16 protein-coding genes and 1 tRNA gene are annotated in these 18,163 nt (G+C 64.1%); 5 read left to right on the top strand and 12 right to left on the bottom strand.

Annotated features, from left to right (window positions below; translation table 11 throughout):
* Positions 1-829 (bottom strand): response regulator (locus H7841_04270; protein ID MEO5336100.1); only part of this gene is annotated, 829 nt, incomplete at its 3' end.
* 91 nt (positions 830-920) lie between these two features.
* Positions 921-1,817, bottom strand: coding sequence for a response regulator (locus H7841_04265; protein ID MEO5336099.1), 897 nt, complete (start codon positions 1,815-1,817; stop codon positions 921-923).
* A 428-nt stretch (positions 1,818-2,245) separates the two neighbouring features.
* Between H7841_04265 and H7841_04260 the strand changes: the two genes are divergently transcribed.
* A complete protein-coding gene (locus tag H7841_04260; GenBank protein ID MEO5336098.1) occupies positions 2,246-4,954 on the top strand; it encodes an ATP-binding protein in 2,709 nt (902 codons plus the stop codon).
* A 129-nt stretch (positions 4,955-5,083) separates the two neighbouring features.
* Positions 5,084-5,452, top strand: coding sequence for a response regulator (locus tag H7841_04255; GenBank protein ID MEO5336097.1), 369 nt, complete (start codon positions 5,084-5,086; stop codon positions 5,450-5,452).
* A 16-nt stretch (positions 5,453-5,468) separates the two neighbouring features.
* Here H7841_04255 and H7841_04250 read toward each other — a convergent pair whose 3' ends face one another.
* The 3 genes from H7841_04250 to H7841_04240 all read right to left on the bottom strand — a co-directional run bounded on the left by H7841_04250 (position 5,469) and on the right by H7841_04240 (position 7,238).
* Entirely contained in the window at positions 5,469-6,539 is a 1,071-nt protein-coding gene (locus tag H7841_04250) for a response regulator (GenBank protein MEO5336096.1), read from the bottom strand.
* 68 nt (positions 6,540-6,607) lie between these two features.
* Positions 6,608-6,964 (bottom strand): hypothetical protein, encoded by a 357-nt coding sequence (locus tag H7841_04245; protein MEO5336095.1) that lies wholly within the window; start codon positions 6,962-6,964, stop codon positions 6,608-6,610.
* Positions 6,965-7,052: 88 nt separating this feature from the next.
* Positions 7,053-7,238 carry a superinfection immunity protein gene (locus H7841_04240; GenBank protein ID MEO5336094.1) on the bottom strand — a complete coding sequence of 62 codons (186 nt, stop codon included), beginning with the start codon at positions 7,236-7,238 and terminating at the stop codon, positions 7,053-7,055.
* A 380-nt stretch (positions 7,239-7,618) separates the two neighbouring features.
* Between H7841_04240 and H7841_04235 the strand changes: the two genes are divergently transcribed.
* Complete coding sequence (locus H7841_04235) at positions 7,619-9,631, top strand: cation diffusion facilitator family transporter (protein ID MEO5336093.1); 2,013 nt, start codon at positions 7,619-7,621, stop codon at positions 9,629-9,631.
* Between the two features lie 6 nt (positions 9,632-9,637).
* Here the strand turns inward: H7841_04235 and H7841_04230 are convergent, their stop codons facing one another.
* The 7 genes from H7841_04230 to H7841_04200 all read right to left on the bottom strand — a co-directional run bounded on the left by H7841_04230 (position 9,638) and on the right by H7841_04200 (position 15,168).
* Complete coding sequence (locus H7841_04230; protein ID MEO5336092.1) at positions 9,638-9,928, bottom strand: helix-turn-helix domain-containing protein; 291 nt, start codon at positions 9,926-9,928, stop codon at positions 9,638-9,640.
* A gap of 49 nt (positions 9,929-9,977) precedes the next feature.
* Entirely contained in the window at positions 9,978-10,916 is a 939-nt protein-coding gene (locus H7841_04225; GenBank protein MEO5336091.1) for a cation diffusion facilitator family transporter, read from the bottom strand.
* A gap of 109 nt (positions 10,917-11,025) precedes the next feature.
* Positions 11,026-11,295, bottom strand: a complete 270-nt coding sequence (locus tag H7841_04220) for a hypothetical protein (protein ID MEO5336090.1) — start codon at positions 11,293-11,295, stop codon at positions 11,026-11,028.
* A gap of 98 nt (positions 11,296-11,393) precedes the next feature.
* The gene (locus tag H7841_04215) at positions 11,394-13,802 is read right to left on the bottom strand and encodes an adenosylcobalamin-dependent ribonucleoside-diphosphate reductase (protein MEO5336089.1); all 2,409 of its coding nucleotides are present in this window, start codon (positions 13,800-13,802) and stop codon (positions 11,394-11,396) included.
* A 152-nt stretch (positions 13,803-13,954) separates the two neighbouring features.
* Complete coding sequence (locus H7841_04210; protein MEO5336088.1) at positions 13,955-14,437, bottom strand: disulfide bond formation protein B; 483 nt, start codon at positions 14,435-14,437, stop codon at positions 13,955-13,957.
* Positions 14,438-14,471: 34 nt separating this feature from the next.
* The gene (locus H7841_04205; GenBank protein MEO5336087.1) at positions 14,472-15,053 is read right to left on the bottom strand and encodes a DedA family protein; all 582 of its coding nucleotides are present in this window, start codon (positions 15,051-15,053) and stop codon (positions 14,472-14,474) included.
* A 30-nt stretch (positions 15,054-15,083) separates the two neighbouring features.
* Positions 15,084-15,168, bottom strand: a tRNA-Leu gene (locus H7841_04200).
* A gap of 95 nt (positions 15,169-15,263) precedes the next feature.
* Between H7841_04200 and H7841_04195 the strand changes: the two genes are divergently transcribed.
* Together H7841_04195 and H7841_04190 are read left to right on the top strand one after the other, a co-directional pair.
* Positions 15,264-16,493: a YbfB/YjiJ family MFS transporter gene (locus tag H7841_04195; protein ID MEO5336086.1), complete on the top strand. Its 1,230-nt coding sequence runs from the start codon at positions 15,264-15,266 to the stop codon at positions 16,491-16,493.
* Positions 16,475-18,100 (top strand): hydrogenase maturation protein, encoded by a 1,626-nt coding sequence (locus H7841_04190; GenBank protein ID MEO5336085.1) that lies wholly within the window; start codon positions 16,475-16,477, stop codon positions 18,098-18,100. The genes H7841_04195 and H7841_04190 overlap by 19 nt, the downstream gene beginning before the upstream one ends.
* Positions 18,101-18,163 lie beyond the last annotated feature (63 nt).

Here is an 18,163-nt window from a genome sequence, read left to right as displayed (position 1 = left end):
CGGGCGTTTCGGCCGTCTGGGGCCGGGGGGGCGGCGCGGCGGGCGCCGGGTCGGGAGCGGCGGGCGGCGTTTCCGGATGGACCGGTGCCCGGCCTTCCCCGGAAGGAGTGGATGGGTCCGAGACGTCCACCCGCTCAAGGTCTTCCAGCCGCAGGGCATTGGGTGCCGCCTCGCAGGCGGGCTCGCGGGCATTCATGTTCTGCTTGCGCAGTTCGTCGGGAGAGGTGATCTCCGACACTACGGTTCCGTTATGCTTGGTAAGAGTGTTGGATGACAACGCTTCCCGCTTCGCCATGGCCTTTGCGTATTTGACGACGCAGGGACAGGGATAGGTCGGTGCGACGACTTGCCGGCGATCGCTGCCATCAAAGGGAGCGGTCACCAAGCGACGATCCGGGCCGATATAGGTGGTGGAAATCACGAACGGCTTGGCATGCGCGAGATTCCGGGTGACTTTCTTGGTCACGATGTCGGCCGTCAGGGGCTTGGGGATCAGGTCGTCAACCCCGACATCGCGGGCCGCGATCACGTGGTCGTTGGTCAGCTTGCCGGAAAGCCCGACGATCATCGCGTCGCGTCGGGTGGAGAAATGCCGGCCCTGACGAATGAGCCGGGTGAACGCCAAGCCGTCCATCCCGACCATTTCCCAGTCGTAGAAAATCATGTCGAAGGGAACGGCCGTGATTTCCGATGTCGCTTTCGCCGAGTTGTTCACCACGTTCATCTGCTTCGCGCCGAACGACCGGAGAATGCGTTCGAGCGCCGTGCGGTCGTGGAAGTCGGCGACGGCGAGCAGTATCCTAAGGGAGGAAAGATCAAGACCGGGCATCGCTCGTCCCACGGTTCCAGCCAATCCCGTCACGGGGACGGCGGGACTTCGGCATCGGCTCGACGGGAAAGCACTCGCGGTCCTGGGACATTCAGCCGCCATCCCGTCCCGATTGCTTTTTCAACATCGTGGCGACACGTTCCTGCGAAAGGGCGGTGGCCTCGTCCTCGGTCTTCGCGGGGGGCGGCGGCGCCGCGATCTCAAGCGCCGCCTGGGCGGCGAGAGCCGCGTCCCGCGCCGATGCCGCGTCCTGCCGGGCTTTTTCGGCAAGCTCGATTTGCACCTTGACCGCCTTGACGGTCTTGGACGACTCCGCCGCCATGAGCGCCGCCTTTGCCTGTTCGGCCGCCTGTGTCGACAGTTTAACGTGTCCCACGATTATCGCCGAAGAATTTTCGGAGGCGATGGCTTCGGCTTCCATGGCCATGGCGCCCGCTTCGTCGACCGCTTGGCGACAGATCTTCAGCCAGTCGTCCACGCGCAGGAAGGGGCCGGCATAATCGTGTTTCTTGTGCCGGCGACGGCAGGGGCCGCAATACCCCCGGCTTACGAGGAACGGGCGTTCGTCTTCGACGATCGCGCATATACGGTCGTATATCCCCTTGACGGTGATCGGTTTGGCGAGGAATTCCGTCACGCCGCTGTCCCGCGCCCCGACGACGAAGCGTTCCTCGGTACAACTTGTCGCCATGATGATCGGAACGACGCGGCAAGCTTCGTCGACGTGCCGCCGTATCGTCTTCACCAGGGCAATCCCATCCGTAGGCGAGATCAGCTTCTCGGTGATGATGATGTCGTGCCGGAATTCCCGGAACAGGGGAAGCCCGGAATCGGCGCTGTCCGCCTCGTCGACGATAGCCACCCCCCAGGCGCGGAAAATCTCCTTGTAGAGCTTCCGCATATGGGGGTTGGGGTCCACGACCAAGAACCTGACACGCGACAGGTCATAGGCTCGCAGATGATTGGTGGCGATCTTGTTCTTGTTCATGACCCCTTACCGCGCTCGACGCACCTGTCGGGGGGGGGACAGCCGACGACTTGGCGACAAGTGCCCCCTGAGCATCAAACGTTCCCCACCCGACGATGACATCATGCGCCGTTAAATATAGGTGGCCCGGACATCTTATTCACGTGATTTTTTCATGGCCCAACGTAGGCACTGTATATCCCGCTTTAGTGTCGCCGGTGTTTCATAGTGCCCGGATTTATCTTGGTGGGGCTGCTGCCCAGGGGAAGGCCGAGGTCCACCCTGGTAAAGTTTAAAGCACATCAGCTTCAATGTGTTAACGATAATTCTAGGAATTATTAGCATATCATTGCGGCATTTCGTCGGATACCAAGTGTTTTCCTGGCGGCGCTTTTCTGGGAGAATATCTTTCAAGGAATGAATAAGGATAGGATTGCCCGGGAGCGGATATGTCGGTTTCGATCAGGAAGCAAATTCTGATACCGTTGCTTGGCTTCACGATCGTCGTGTTCGCCGGGATCCTCGCGGGCGGCTTCTGGCTCCACGGCGAGCGGGAGCGCGGAAGGGCCGAGGCGCTCGTCAAGGACGTCGAGGCCATGTTTCTCTACGGCATCCGGAGCCAGACCCAGATCCTGGAGGAGGCGTTGTCCCATCTCGTGCAGGACGCCTCCCTGAGGACGGCGTTTCTTGCCGGGGACCGCGAGGCGCTTCGCCAAAGGGCTCTTCCCGCCTTCCTGCGGCTCAAGGAGAAGAGCGGGATCAGCCACTTCTATTTCACCGGATCGGACCGGACCAGCTTCCTGCGCGTTCATGAGCCAAGCTGGCATGGCGACGTCATCGACCGGGTATCGACCAGGGACGCCGCGCGTACCGGGGCGGTTTCGTCGGGCGTGGAACTCGGTCCCCTGGGCACTCTGACCTTTCGGGTCGTCGCGCCGTGGCGGGATGGGGACCGTCTTATCGGGTTCATCGAATTGGGCACGGAGATCGACAGCCTGATCGAGGGCTTGCGGACCGCCTTCGACGACGATGTCGCGATCTTCATCTTCAAGGACCGGCTCTCCCGCGAAGGCTGGGATGCGGGTATGAAAAGGCTGGGCCGTCCCTCGCACTGGGACCTTCTGGCGAATATCGTGCAGGCCGGCGACGGGCAAATCGCCATGCCGGCCGAAGTGATGGGGCGCGTGGACCGGATGGCGGGGGGCGGCGGCCGAGGCCACCTCAACATGACGGTCGAAGGGCGCCGTTTCGGCGTGGGATGGGTCCCCTTGATGGACGCGGGTGGCCGGACGGTGGGGATTCTCTCCGTCCTCGACGACGTGACCGAGCGCTACGTCGCGTTTCTGGGCCAGCTTTCCCTCCTGCTGATCGCTCTCGTCCTGGGAGGCGCTTTCGTGGTCTGGTGGTTCGGAAGTCTCGCCGATCGGATCGAGACGGATTTTCGGGCCAGCGAAGCGTCGCTGCGAGGCCACATCGAGGAACTGGACTGGACTCAGGAGACCATGCTCGAGGCGCAAAGGATCGCGCATCTCGGCAGTTGGGAATGGAACATCGCCGGGGGATCGCTGTCCTGGACCGAGGAAGTGTACCGGATCTTCGGTCTCGAACCCGGCAGCATCGGCCCGACCTACGAGGTGTTTCTCGGGTCCGTTCACCCCGACGACCGGCCTCACGTCATCGCCGGGGTCGATCTCGCCCTGAAGGATGCGTCGTATGCCTACGATATCGACCACCGCATCGTTCGGCCCGATGGGGCCGTCCGGGTCGTGCGCGAGAAGGGGAGAGTGGAACGCGACGCGACGGGAACACCCCGGCGGATGATCGGCACCGTCCACGACATCACCGAACAGGCGGCGCGGGAAGAACTTCTGAAGTCGACGGTCGTCGCGCAATCCATCATCGCGGGCATCCTCAGGATCGCCCTGGAACGCATACCGCTGGAAGCGGCCCTGGAAAAGGCCCTTTCCATGGTCCTGTCGGCCAAGGGCATGAAGATCATGTCCAAGGGCTGCATCTTCCTGATGGCGGATGACGGACGGAAGCTGGTCATGGCGGTGCAGCAGGGACTTTCCGACGAAATCCGCACGTCCTGCGCGGAACTGCCGGTGGAACGATGCCTGTGCGGGCGGGCCGCCGCCCTGCGCGAGCTCGTCCATGCGGCGACGATCGATGAGCGCCACGATATCTCCTACCCCGGGATATCGCCCCACGGGCATTATTGCGTTCCCATTCAAAGCGGCGAGGCGGTGCTCGGGGTACTGAACACCTACGTGGCCGACGGTCACGACTACGACGAAACGGAAGCGGTATTCCTGCACACGATGGCCGATGCCCTGGCGGGGATCGTCTTGCTGCATCGGAACGAACAAGAACTGGCCCTCCATCGCCAGCACCTGGAGGAAATGGTCGAATGGCGGACGCACCAGTTGGCGGTGGCCAAGGAGGAGGCGGAGCGGGCCAACCGCGCCAAATCCGAATTCCTCAGCGCGATGAGCCATGAGATGCGGACGCCGCTCCACTCCGTCATCGGTTTTTCCGACCTGCTTCAGGCGGGCGGTGCCGGCGCCCTTTCGGATATGCAGGCGGAGTGCGTCGGCAAGGTGCTCGGCGCGGGACGGCATCTCCTGGCGTTGATCGAGCAACTGCTGGACCTTTCCAGGATCGAGGCGGGAAAGATCGATCTCACCCTCGTGGATGTCGATCCCTCGTCCCTTGTCGGGGAAACGGTCGCCATGGTCGGGCCCATCGCGGACCGGTGCGGCGTGGCCGTCAGGGTCGACGGCATGCCCGGTGTCCGCGTCAGGATCGATACCACCCGCTTTCGCCAAGTCATGTTCAATTTCCTGAGCAATGCCATCAAATATACTCCCGCCAGGGGAATGGTGGTCGTGCGGGGTGGCGAAAGGCCGGGCGGGATGTTTCGCCTTTCGGTGTCGGACACCGGGCTCGGAATTGCGTCCGATCAACGCGACGGGCTTTTCCAGCCCTTTTCGCGTCTCGCCCACGACAGATCCGCGATCGAGGGCATCGGCATCGGGCTGTACATCACCAAGCGTCTGGTCGAGGAGATGGGCGGAACCTTGGGCATGGAAAGCGAGGTCGGGAAGGGGAGCACCTTCTGGGTCGACTTGCCGCAGGTCGATCGCCCGTCCGCCTGAACCGGGGGAAGGAACGCCAGGACTGGCTTTTCGGTGTCGGGTTCGCTACATTCGTCGGCGGGCAATGGACTCGATCAATGTTCATCGAGTGGGGGACAAGCGATGGCGATATCCAGTTCCAGACGGATCATGGTCGTAGAAGATAACCGCGACCATCGGACCTTGGTCGGGATGATGCTGAAGGGCGTGGGAATTCAGGATGTCGTGTTCGCGGAGGATGGCGCCAAGGCGTGGGAACTGTTCGAAAACGCCGCCGTGCCCTTCGATCTCGTCATCAGCGATTTGACCATGCCGGGAATGACCGGCATCGAGCTTCTGAACAAGGTGCGTTCGGCGGCGGTGGGCCGCGGCGTTCCCTTCATCATGATAACGGCCAGCGGCCTGCTGGACCATGTCATCGATGCCAAGACGGGGGGGGTGACCAAGTATATCTTCAAGCCCTTCACCGCGGACAAGCTCGTCAAGGAAGTGCGGGCCTGCCTGGAGGAAAACGCCTGAAGATCCCGCGAGGGGGTCACGTCACCACGGAATACTTGTCGATCGCCAACCTGAGGGCCTTCAGGAGTTCGCGCCCCAACTGGCCGCCGTCGCCGACGATCTTCTCGCGCAGCACGGCGCGCATGGTGTCGATGTGGGCCTTGACGATCTCGACCGCGTTGTCGTCTTCGCGGCAGTTCTCGCCGGTCACGTCATAGAGCATCTTGCCGAACATGCTGACCAGCGGATAGCCGAAGGTCCCGCCCTGGCCGCGCAATTCGTGCGCCAGGAGGTTGATCTCGTGGAAATAGCTGTCGCGGCGCCCCGGCTTCATCAGGGCCTCGGTGCAGAGGTCGGAAAGCTTCGCCAGGTAGCTGGTGGCCCATTCGGTGAAGTCGAGGGCGGCCCTTTCCAACTTGTTTTCGGCTTCCTCCAGCAAGTCCATGGGAAGCTCCCCGGCGCTGGATCGTCCCCCACCTCCGCCGACCTTCTCCTTCAATCGGTTGGGCAGGCGGAAATACCAGACCTCGGTCGGCCGGGTCGCCTTCACGACCTTGTCCGCCGAATAGACGACGGTGACGTCCGCGTCACTCGTCACGCGCCGGTCCTCGCCATCGGGAGGGGGAAGATCCTGGCGGCGGCGGTCCGGGCCGAAATATCGCTGGGTCGTCACGAATTGGCGCGGGTGGTCGATGACTTCCAGAAGGCGCTTGTACACCGCTTCCGCGGCGAAGGGCTTTCCCAGGAATTCGGTAACCCCGAGGTCGCGGCAGGCATTCACGTAATCCCGGTCGGCCGCCCCCGACAGCATGATGAAGGGGACGAAGCGATTGGGCGATTCCTTGGCGCTGCGCAACCAGCGCAGCAGCAACAGGCCGTTGATGGGCGACATCACCAGGTCGGAAATCACCATGTCGAGCGGCGGCGGCGAGCCGGGAGACATTCCCGCGCGCATGGTCTTGAGATAATCGATGGCCTCTTGCCCGTTGGCGCAGGTGCTGATCCGCCCGAAACGGAAATGCCGCAGCATGTCTTCGAGAATGCCGCGGATGAAGCGATTGTCCTCGACCAGCAGGACGGACACGCGGTCCAAGTCGTATGTGGTCACCAGTCCCTCTCCCCAATGCCCCCCCAGGGCTAAGCCCCTGGTCCCACGAAAGACTACCCCCCCCGTCCCTACGGCGGGGATGGCGTGGGCGGCGGCGATGCGCCGACCGCCGCCGCCGCGTGATTGATCGAATGCCAAGCCTTGACGACGAACCAGGGCACCTCGCCCGAAACCAGGCTGTAGGCCACCAGCCAACCCAGCAGGACCTTGGCGAACATATGCTTGCGGGCCCGTTCCTTCTTCTCGAGCAGTTTGAGGATGTGATCCATCTGCTCGATCAGGCGGAGGCTCTCGGGAGGCGTCGATTCATGATGCGGGCCATGATGCCCGGTCCGCTGCTCGATCTCCTGAATGGCTTTCTGCTTTCGCTTCCAGAAGATGTCCAGGGGCCAATGCTTCTTTACGTCGTGATAGGGCCTGACCAAAGTTGACGCCTTCCTTTTCCGGACGTTCGAACGGGCGCGACGCCTCCGTCGGCATGCCCGGCGATGATAACAACGGATTCCATGGGCATCAAGAAATCCGACCCTGGTCGGTATCGCGCGGCTTCCGAGGGCCCGCCAGCACCCAACCCAGGGCGATGACCCATGCCAGTCCGGTCCATCCTAGAAGAAGATTGAAAACAAAGACCTGGATTTTTTGGGGATGGCCGGCAAGGGCTGCGATGATGGCCGGAAGGAAATACAGGGGCAGGAACACCAAGCCCACGAACCCCAAGGCCAGCATATGCAATGCTTGATTCAATAGGGTCATGCGGTCCGGTGCTTTCCGCGTTGGTTCCTGGGATGGCGCGCCGGATGATATGTCATGATGCCGGCCCCGAACAAGTATCATGGCTTTGTCGTGGGGGCCGGGAGAACGCCCCATTTTTGCTGACAAGGCGGGGCATTTTCGCTAGAACTCCAGGATCGCCGCTTGGTGCCTTGCTTCCCGAGTTCTTCGGGGCGCGGCCCGTGCAGGCGGGGAAATGTCGATCGAGCATGTCGGAGAATAACATGGCTACTGCCAAGACTTGCGAAGAATGTCGTCCTGAAACGGATGGATTTGGTTTGCAGGTCAGCTTGGGTACGGCTGTATTCATGGGAGCGTTCGGCGTTCTTACCGGCAGTTCGGCGATGAGTGCCTACGGCCTGCGAGCCGCCGCCGGGTTCCTGACCAAAGGGAGTTCTCGGGCGGGGCTCGACGTGGCATCCCGCCTGTTTCCCAAGAAGTCGCGGATTGAAACCGCCAAGCTGCTGCATTTCCTGGCGGTCTTGATCGGTGCCGGTTTGGCGGGGGGGGCGATCCTGGTCTCCTTCCTGAGCCTGCGCGACATCGGCGACGGCGTGTTGGATGTCCCGAGCGAGCTTTCGGTCCTGGGAGTCGTCCTCGGCATCGCCACGTTCGTGCTCATGCGCCGGTATGAAAAATGCGTGGACCAGCACGACGGCTGCTCCGTGCCTTCTTCGGCGTCCCTGGACGAGAAGATGGATGCGTTCGTTTCGAGCGTGGCGTTGCTGGGCATCGTGCTCGCCTTTCTCGGCTGGCCGATCGCGGACCGCGTCGCCGCGATCCTGGTTTCGCTGGCCGTGCTCAGGACCGGGGTGATGGCCGCCTATCGGGGCTTGACGAGCCTTACGGACATGGGCGCCTCGTCCGCGGATGCGGATTCCGTCTGGGCCGACGAGAGCATGAGCGACAGGAAGGAAAGCGTCGCGCTTTCCTCGGTGTTCGCCAGCGCCTTCATGGCCGCCATGAAGCTCGTCGTCGGGCTGATGACGGGAAGTCTCGGCATCCTGTCCGAAGCCGCGCATTCCTTCATGGACCTCGGGGCCGCGTCGCTGACGTGGTTCGCGGTGCGCGCCGGCGACAAGCCTCCCGACGAGGAACACCCCTTTGGGCATGGAAAGATCGAAAGCATTTCGGCCCTGATCGAAACCGGGCTGCTGTTTCTCACCTGTGCCTGGATTTTGCGGGAAGCGGTCGCGCGCCTGATGACGGACGCCGTCGAGGTCAAGACGACATGGTATGCCGTGGCCGTCATCGTCGTCTCGATCGTCATCGACGTCAATCGTTCGCGTGCTCTCTTGAAGGTCGCCAAGGAGACGGGCAGCAAGGCCCTCGAGGCGGATGCGCTCCATTTCTCCTCCGACGTCTGGAGCTCGGCCGTCGTGCTGCTCGGTCTCGGGTTCGTCGCCATCGGTTGGGAGAAGGGCGACGCCATCGCGGCCATCGGCGTGGCGGGGTTCGTTTTCCTGGCGGGCTACCGCCTGGCCATGCGCACCGTCGATGTGTTGATCGATACGGCTCCCGAAGGTGTCGCCGATGACGTCGCGAAATTGGTGGCCGCCTATCCCGGCGTCGCCCGCATCGAGCGGGTACGTGCGCGTCCCGCAGGGACCTACGTGTACGTCGAGGTGGTGGTCAAGGTCAATCGCGGGTTGCCCCTGGAACGGGTCCAGGACATCCGGAACAATCTGCATGCCCTGATCACCAGCGAGCTTCCCGATGTCGACCCGCTGGTGGTCGTCGAACCCCTGACCCTGGATAACGAGGATGTGGCGGAAACGATTCGCATCGCCGCCGCCAACCACAACCTCGGTGTCCATAACATCGACATCCATGCGGTGGGCGAGCACCGTCACATCGGCTTCGACCTGGAGGTCGATGGACGCCTGGGCATCCGGGAGGCGCACGACGTCGCCTCCGCCCTGGAGGATCGCTTGATTCAGGAACTGGGCGGAAACGTCAGCATCGACATCCATATCGATCCGCGGCGGAGCCACGTCTTGAATGGCGAGTTGGTCGCCGCGGACGAGTTGGAACGGGCCCGCGTCCTGGTCACGAAGGTGGTGGGGTCTTTCGCTGTGGTCCGCAGGGGCCAATTGGTGACCATGCTGCGCGGCCCTGACGGGATCTACGTCGCCGTCCACTGTACCTTCCCGAACGACGTTCCGATGGATGCCGTTCGCGACACCACGGCCAAGATCGAACATGACTTGAGGAAGCGGATATCGGGGGTTTCCCGCGTGGTCGTCCATGCCGAGCCCGAGGCCCGGGGGGACGATGAAACGCCCCCATCGGCCACCGCCGGCGAACTTGAGAGGGTTTGACGAGGATCACCCCGCGACGAAGGTGATGACGCTCTTTCCCGTGATGCGGTAGTTGTCGCCCACCTTCTTGGCGTGCAGGGTGCCGGCGTGAATTTCCCTGATGACCTCGATACGGCTGGTGCCGAGAAACTTCGCGACCTCGGTCGTCGAATAAAGGACGTTGGGCTCGATCTTTTTCTTGGAGAGGTCGGACAGGAGCACGGCACCGGAAAGAATCTCCGCGAGGTCCGAGAGGAGAGAAACAAAGGAACGTGCGGCCGTCGCGGCAGCCCTTCCCATGGACGCGGTCGACGACATCGGAACGTCTCCTTGTTTCAAGGCGCATTCGCGCCATAAGCCATATTCGTCATTCTACCAAATCGCCATGGATTTTGGAACCGGTCAACGGCTTCTCGCGACGCTCTCCGGGCTCCGGGGGTATTCCCCCATACTCTCCGGCGAACTCGGGGGTGGGAAGTCCGGCCTGCCTGCACCAAGAGCGATGGCGGGGCATTCCCACGGGTTCCTCGTGAACCTGGACCTCGGCGTTGGGATAGGCCGCCAGGATGACGTCTATGGTTTCTTCCGCATAGCGGTGGGCATCCCGCAACGGGAGGTCGGGGGCCATTTCAACATGAAGCTGGATGAATAGCCTATCCCCCGAGGACCGCGTGCGCAGATCGTGGACGCCGTGAACTTCGGGATGGGAAAGGGCGAGGTTCCGAATTTTGTGCCTTTCTTCATCGCAAAGTTCGCGGTCGAGAAGTGCGCCAAGGGCGTCGATGAAGATGCTTCGGGCATTCCAGGCCAGGTAAATCGCAATGCCAAGCGCGAAGAGCGCATCGACCCATAACAGGCCACCAAGGCCCGACAAGGCGAGGGAGAGGATGATTCCCAGATGCGTGAGGATATCCGTCGAGTAATGGACCGAGTCGGCGCGCAGGATGAGCGACCCCGTCAACCTGACGACGTGCCGCTGATAAAGGACCAAGCCACCCGTCAGGACGATCACGCCCGCCATGGCGCCGATTCCCCATTCGGCCCGGGCAATGGAATGGGGATGGCCGAAACGGTCGATCGCCTCGATGACGATCATGATTGCGACGCCGACAAGGAATACCGATTCGACCAAAGACGCCAAGGGCTCGACTTTACCGAAGCCGAATCGATGGAAGCGGTCCGCTTGGCGCACCGCCTGACGGACGGCCAGGAAGTTCAGGAGCGCGACGGAATTGTCCAGGACCGAATCCATCAAGGACGTCAAGACGCTCACCGAACTGGTGGCAGCCCATGCCCCGACCTTCATCCCGAGCATGACCCCCGCGACCGCCAGGGATATCGCCGTGGCCGTCTTCTTGAGGCGGCCCATCTCCTCCGAGGAAAGGTTGGCGGGCGGTGCCGTCGGAGCCATGGGGCTAGGTTCCCCTGGCGAGAATCTCCTTCAGCGATCTCCAGGCGGATTGTCCCGGTTCCATGTCGTCCTTGATCCGATCAAGAGAATCCGCGATGCGCTGGAGTTCCCAGAGCATCAGGATCAGGACGTGGGACTCCGGGGCGTGCCGGAACGTCTCGAAGAACTCGTGAAACCCGCCTTGCGCCTCAAGGTCGCTTTGGTTCGCGACCTGGGCTTCATCCGTGAAAGCCGCGTCGATCTCGGCGTCGCGTGGGGCAGAGTTCTCCGGCATGGTATGCTCCGATGGCAATTTCCAGGACAGCGATATTATTCCTGCCGGACGATACTTCCAACCTCGGCTTCAGGGCGGGCGGGCAGGGCAATGGAGATTCACCCGCACTTCGAATAGCCGCAGCTCGTGCAGGTATCGCAGCCTTCCTGGCGCATCAGGCTGGGCTGGAGGCATTTGGGGCATTGGCGGAAAAGAGGGCTGGCGCCGGTGGGCTGGGGTGCCTCGGGGTCGGGGAAGGACGGACCGCCCAGGGCAACCACCTTGGATTCCGACCCGCGGGGGGCGAAGGCCTCGCCGCGGCCGAGGAAGCCGATGGCGATCAGGTGGCGTTCGATGACCTCGCCGATGGCCGCCAGCAGCGACGGCACGTAACGCCCGCCCATCCACTGCCCGCCCCGCGGATCGAATACCGCCTTCAACTCGTCGACCACAAAGGATACGTCGCCGCCGCGCCGGAATACCGCCGAGATCATGCGCGTCAGGGCGACGGTCCAGGCGTAGTGCTCCATGTTCTTCGAATTGATGAAGATCTCGAAGGGCCGCCGCCGCGCCTGGTCGTCGATGATGTCGTTCAGCGTGATGTAGATGGCATGATCCGATTCCGGCCAATGCACCTTGTAGGTGGCGCCGGGCAGGGCGTCGGGTCGGTCGAGGGGCTGGAACATGCGTACCACCGCCCCCGCGTCGCCCCCATCCTTCGGCCGCGGGCGGGCCGAGGGGGCGAGGAGCGGCAGTTCCGCCTGCTTGGGGGTCTTGGCGGGAACCAGGGCCTTGCCGTCCTTCTTCCGGACCTCCAGCACCGCCCCGGTCACGTCGTTGGGCCGGTATGTGGTGCAGCCCTTGCAACCCAGGTCGTAGGCCTGGCGGTAGATGTCCTTGAACTCCTCGAACGGGATGTCCTCGGGCACGTTGATGGTCTTGGAGATCGAGCTGTCGATATACTTCTGCACCGCCGCCTGCATGACCAGATGGTCGTAGGGGGTGAGCGCCTGGGCGTCGACGAAGGCCTCGGGCAGCTTGGCGGTCTCGCCGAACAGGCGGTGGTAGAGCCGGTAGGCGTAGTCCGAGACTTCCTCTTCCCGCCGGCTGCCGTCGGGCTGCAGGACATGGCGGCTGTACTTGAAGCTGAACACCGGTTCCAGACCCGAGGACACGTTGTCGGCGAACAGCGATATGGTCCCCGTCGGGGCCACCGAGGTCAGCAGGGCGTTGCGGATTCCCTGGTGGCGGATGGCATCGCGCACGTCGGCATCCAGTTCCTGGACGGCTGGCGCGGCGAGATACTTCTCGGCGTCGAACAAAGGGAAGGCACCCTTTTCGGCCGCCAGATTCGACGAGGTCAGGTAGGCGGCACGCCGGATGGTGGCCATCCAGGTTTCGGTCAGTTCCACCGCCTGGCGTCCGCCGTAGCGCGCCCCGCACATAATCAGGGCGTCCGCCAGGCCGGTGATCCCCAGGCCGATGCGGCGTTTGGCCTTGGCCTCGTGCTCCTGCTGGGGCAGGGGCATGCGCGAAACCTCGATCACGTCGTCCATCATGCGCACGGCCACCGCCACCAAGTCGGCCAGGGCCGCCAGGTCCAGACCCGCCTTGTCGGTGAAGGGATCGTTGACCAGGCGCGCCAGATTCACCGAGCCCAGCAGGCAGGCCCCATAGGGCGGCAGGGGCTGTTCGCCGCAGGGATTGGTGGCGTGGATGGTCTCGCAGTAGGCCAGGTTGTTCAGGCGGTTGATGCGGTCGATGAAGATCACGCCCGGTTCGGCATAGGCGTAGGTGCCGCGCATGATCTTGTCCCACAACTCGCGGGCGGGCAGGACCTTGTAGACCGTGCCGCCGAAGGACAGCTCCCAGGGAGCGTCCTCCTTCACCGCCAGCATGAAGGCGTCGGTCGCCAGGACCGACAGGTTGAACATGCGCAGCCGTCCGGGTTCCCGCTTGGCCTCGATGAAGGCCTCGATGTCCGGATGGTCGCAGCGCATGGTCGCCATCATGGCGCCCCGCCGCGATCCGGCGCTCATGATGGTGCGGCACATGGCGTCCCAGACGTCCATGAAGGTCAACGGCCCGGAAGCGTCCGCCCCCACGCCCTTGACCGGGGCGCCCTTCGGCCGCAGCGTCGAGAAGTCGTAGCCGATGCCGCCCCCCTGCTGCATGGTCAGGGCGGCCTCCTTGAGACCGTCGAAGATGCCGGCCATGTCGTCGGGGATGTCGCCCATGACGAAGCAGTTGAACAGGGTCACGGTGCGCCGGGCGCCGGCCCCCGACAGGATACGCCCGGCGGGCAGGAAGCGGAAATCGCTCAGCGCCTTGAAGAAACGGGGCTCCCATTCCTCAGGATGCGCCTCGACGGCGGCCAGAGCGCGGGCGACGCGCGCCCAGGTGTCGTCTACCGTGCGATCCAGAGGATGGCCGTCCGGCCCCTTCAGCCGGTATTTCATGTCCCAGATCTGCTGCGATATGGACGAAATCTGCACCACCGCATCCGCTCCTTGCCGACCTAGCCCCATTTTAGGCCGGCCCCCGTTCCGGGTCAAGAACATACAGGGTACATTTATCCGGAGCGGCGCATTCCTGCCTGCCCGAGGGCTGCGTTCGCCGATGGCGCCCTTTCCCCGCTATTCACAGGGTGGGGGTAACTTTTTCCACAACAAAGGTGGGGTCACGCGCGGCGCATCGTCCAGGCGCCGGCGAAGGCGAAGACCGCCATGGCCAGCGAGAAGGGGAGATTGTAGGTGGCCATGGACAGGCCAAGGAAACTCCAGTTGACGTCGTCGCAGGACCGTCGCGGCTTGACCTGGGCCTGATCCAGCATCTCCTGCAGGGTCATGGCGGTGGGGGGCGTGCCGCCACAACTGGAAATCCACCAGTGCTGCTCCACCCCCACGTGGTAGAAAGCCACCGCCGCCCCGCCCAGGAAGCCGATGCCGCAGAGCGCTACCAACCCGGCCCGCAAGGCGGGCGGCAGGGGCGCCGCCAGGACGACCATGGCCAGCACTCCCCCCGCCGCATAAGGGATACGCTGGTAGATACACAGGATGCAGGGCTCCAGGTTGAAGACGTGTTGGGCGGTGAAAGCCATGGCCAGGGCGCCCACGCAGACTCCCAGGATGGCGAGGGGGATGAGTTTTTCCAGGCGCATCATGATGTGGCACTATAGAAGAACAAGGCCGCTACCGCTAGATCAGGTATTTCACCACCACGAATCCGCCGACCAGCAGGATCACGCCGATCGTGGTTACGGTCATCAGGCGGCGTTCGACGAAGTCGCGGATGATAGGCCCGAAATACCAAAGCAGGATCGCCACCAGAAAGAAGCGGAACCCGCGCGAGCCGATGGAAGCGAAGGTGAAAGCCGTCAGGTCGAAATGGAACACGCCGGCGGCGATCGTAATCAGCTTGTAGGGGATGGGCGTGGCACCCTTGATCAGGATGATCCAGGTGCCGTAGTCCTCGAAGCCCTTGCGCAGGCCTTCGAACTTCTCGGCCAGGCCGTAAACCTTGATTACCCATAGGCCCAGCGTCTCGTACAGGAAATAGCCGATGGCGTAACCCAGATAGCCGCCAACCACCGAACTGACCGTACAGACCGAGGCGAACCACCAGGCACGCTCGCGCACCGCCAGGATCATGGGGATCAGCATGACGTCGGGCGGGATGGGAAACAGCGAGCTTTCGATGAACGAAATCGCCGCCAGCCACCAGACGGCATGGCGGTGGGCGGCCAGGGCCATCACCCAGTCGTAAACGCGTCGCAGCACGGGAATTCCACCGCCGGGAAAGATGAAGAATGGTGGCCCCCCCGAGACTCGAACTCGGATGCCCGGAGGGCACGTGATTTTGAGTCACGCGTGTCTGCCATTCCACCAGGGGGCCACACGGGGCAGTGATAATCCAGCCCGGTCGGGATGTCTACCGCCCTGACGGGTCCGATCTTGACAGAGATCGGGGGCGGGGCGCATGAACCCGGCATGCGCCTTTCCTTTCACTACGGCTGGGCCATCGTGGCTGCGGGGACCCTGACCGTCTTCGCCGCCATCGGGCTGGGCCGTTTCGCCCTCGGCATGCTGCTGCCCTCCATGGGCCAAGGCCTGGACCTGTCGTATGCCGAGATGGGATTTCTCGGCACGGCCAACTTTCTCGGCTATCTGGGCGCCGTCATGGTGGCCGGCCATGTCGCCCAGCGGTTCGGCGCGCGGGCGGTAGTCGGGGCCGGCTTGTTTCTGGTCGCCGGTACCATGATCCTGATGGGCGCCGCAGGGGGATTCGCCGCCGCTCTCCTGCTCTATGCGGCGACCGGGGTGGGCAGTGGCTTCGCCAACGTGCCGATCATGGGCCTGGTGTCGCACTGGTTCGGGCGTGGCCTCAGGGGTAAGGCCGCAGGCCTGATGATCGTCGGCAACGGCCTCGCCATCGTGACCGCCGGACAACTGGTGCCCTGGATCAACGGCTGGGGCGGCGCGGCCGGCTGGCGCTGGGGCTGGGCCGTCCTGGGGGCCATCGCCTTGCTGGCGGCGGCTGCCGTCGCGGCGACGGTGCGCAACGATCCGGGCGACCTGGACCTGGAGCCCTTGGGCGGCGAGACCGGAGCGCCGGCCCCCGCCGCCGGACCGGCCGGGACGGCGCCGCGCAAGGCGGTGCTGCACCTCGGGGCCATCTATTTCCTGTTCGGGGCGACCTATTCCGTCTACGTGACCTTCATCGTCACCACCCTGGTCAAGGAACAGGGATTCCCCGAAGACACCGCCGGCGCCTTCTGGGCCTGGGTGGGGTTCCTCAGCCTCTTCTCGGGGCCGGTCTTCGGCACCCTCTCGGACAGGACCAGTCGGCGCACCGGCCTGATCGCGGCCTTCCTGATCCAGGCGCTGGCCTACGGCTTGGCCTCTGGCGGCCTGCCGGGGGCCGCGGTGCTGCTGTCGGTGTCCTTGTTCGGCTTCACCGCATTTGCCGTCCCGACCATCATGGCGGCGGCGGTGGGCGATACCCTGGGGCCTGCCCGCGCCGCCAAGGCCTTCGGCCTGGTGACAGTGTTCTTCGGTGCGGGCCAAGTGGCCGGGCCGGCAGTGGCCGGCCTGTTGGCCGAGGCTAGCGGCAGTTTCGCCGTGGCCTACGGGGCGGCCGCGGCGGCGGTGCTGTCGGCGGCCCTGCTCGCCCTGTTCCTCAAGCCCGCGGAGAGGGATCGATGCGCATCCTCTTCCTGACCCATGCCTTCAACAGCCTGACCCAGCGGCTTTACGTGGAACTGGCGGAACGGGGCCACGAGTTGTCGGTGGAATTCGACATCAAGGACGAGGTCGCCATCGAGGCGGTGGATATTTTCCGTCCCGACCTGGTGATCGCCCCCTACCTGCGCCGCGCCATCCCCCAAAGCGTCTGGAGCCGCCATGTCTGCCTGGTGGTCCACCCGGGCCCGCCGGGCGACCGCGGCCCGTCGTCCCTGGATTGGGCGATCCATGAGGCGAAAGAGGACTGGGGCGTTACCGTCTTGCAGGCCAACGCCGAAATGGACGGCGGTCCCGTCTGGGCCTTCCGGACCTTTCCCATGCGCTTGGCGCCCAAGGCCAGCCTCTATCGCCGCGAGGTGACCGAGGCCGCCGTCGCCGCCCTGCTGGAGGCCCTGGCGAAGATCGAGTCCGGCGGCCGTCCCGACCCGGCGCCGCCCGGCACCTGGCGGCCCGTCATGAAGCAGGAGATGCGGGCCATTGATTGGAACCGTGACGACACCGAAACCGTTCTGCGGAAGATCCATGCCGCGGATGGCTTTCCCGGTGTGCTGGACGTGATCGGCGGCCGGGCGGTCCATCTGTTCGACGCCCATCCGGAAACCACCCTGATGGGCCGCCCCGGCGTGCCCATCGCCCGCTACAAGGGAGCGGTCTGCCTGGGGACGGTGGACGGCGCGGTCTGGATCGGCCACGTCCGCGAACCGGGCGAAGGCAAGCTGAAGCTGCCGGCCACCGCCGTCCTGGGCGACATCGACGCCCCCGAGTTCGAGCCCGACACCTGGGCGGAGATCGGCTTTCGCGAACGGGACGGGGTCGGCGTCCTGACGTTCCCGCTTTATAACGGCGCCATGAGCACCGCCCAGTGCCGGCGCCTGGAAGCGGCTTTCCGCCATGCCTGCAGCCGCGCCCCCAAGGTCATCGTGCTGGCCGGCGGGGAAGACTTCTGGTGCAACGGCATCCACCTGAACGCCATCGAGGCCGCCGCCAGCCCGGCCGACGAATCCATGGCCAACATCGAAGCCATGGACGATCTTTGCCGGACCATCCTGTCCGCCACCGACCGCTACGTGATCGCCGCCATGCGGGGCAACGCGGGAGCGGGCGGGGTCTTCCTCGCCATGGCCGCCGACCGGGTGCTGGCGCGCGACGGCGCCGTACTCAATCCTCATTACAAGAACATGGGCAACCTTTACGGCTCCGAATACTGGACCTACCTGCTGCCCCGCAGGGTAGGGGAGGACGGGATCGGACGGATCATGGGTCGGCGCCTGCCGCTGGGCGCCGCCCAGGCGGAACGGCTGGGCCTGATCGACGGCACCTTCGGTGATTTCGACGAGGTGCTGGAACTGGCTCGCAACCTGGACGTCGCCCCCTTGATCGCCGAGAAGAAGGCCCGCCGGGCCGCCGACGAGGCCGTCAAGCCTTTGGATGCCTACCGGGCCGGGGAGTTGGAACGTATGCGGCTGAACTTCTACGGCTTCGATCCGAGCTACCACGTGGCGCGATACAACTTCGTCCACAAGGTCCCCCATTCCCGCACCCCCCTGTTCCTCGCCTCCCATCGGCGGCGGCGGGCGGTATGATGCAATAAGCAACGCCAAGTATTTTGTCTGCGTTGCCTCATGCAATACATCAGCAAACAAGCA

Source organism: Magnetospirillum sp. WYHS-4 (assembly GCA_039908345.1).
In the GTDB taxonomy this organism is placed as follows: Bacteria; Pseudomonadota; Alphaproteobacteria; order Rhodospirillales; family GLO-3; genus JAMOBD01.
The sequence above is the reverse complement of the archived record's forward strand: the minus strand, read 5'-3'. Positions and strand labels throughout refer to the sequence as shown.

Coding starts and splice junctions, on each gene's coding strand:
- H7841_04265 (MEO5336099.1), bottom strand. CDS start 1,817: ATGAACAAGAACAAGATCGCCACCAATCATCTGCGAGCCTATGACCTG.
- H7841_04260 (MEO5336098.1), top strand. CDS start 2,246: ATGTCGGTTTCGATCAGGAAGCAAATTCTGATACCGTTGCTTGGCTTC.
- H7841_04255 (MEO5336097.1), top strand. CDS start 5,084: ATGGTCGTAGAAGATAACCGCGACCATCGGACCTTGGTCGGGATGATG.
- H7841_04235 (MEO5336093.1), top strand. CDS start 7,619: ATGGGAGCGTTCGGCGTTCTTACCGGCAGTTCGGCGATGAGTGCCTAC.
- H7841_04230 (MEO5336092.1), bottom strand. CDS start 9,928: ATGTCGTCGACCGCGTCCATGGGAAGGGCTGCCGCGACGGCCGCACGT.
- H7841_04225 (MEO5336091.1), bottom strand. CDS start 10,916: ATGAAGGTCGGGGCATGGGCTGCCACCAGTTCGGTGAGCGTCTTGACG.
- H7841_04220 (MEO5336090.1), bottom strand. CDS start 11,295: ATGCCGGAGAACTCTGCCCCACGCGACGCCGAGATCGACGCGGCTTTC.
- H7841_04215 (MEO5336089.1), bottom strand. CDS start 13,802: ATGGGGCTAGGTCGGCAAGGAGCGGATGCGGTGGTGCAGATTTCGTCC.
- H7841_04210 (MEO5336088.1), bottom strand. CDS start 14,437: ATGATGCGCCTGGAAAAACTCATCCCCCTCGCCATCCTGGGAGTCTGC.
- H7841_04195 (MEO5336086.1), top strand. CDS start 15,264: ATGCGCCTTTCCTTTCACTACGGCTGGGCCATCGTGGCTGCGGGGACC.
- H7841_04190 (MEO5336085.1), top strand. CDS start 16,475: ATGCGCATCCTCTTCCTGACCCATGCCTTCAACAGCCTGACCCAGCGG.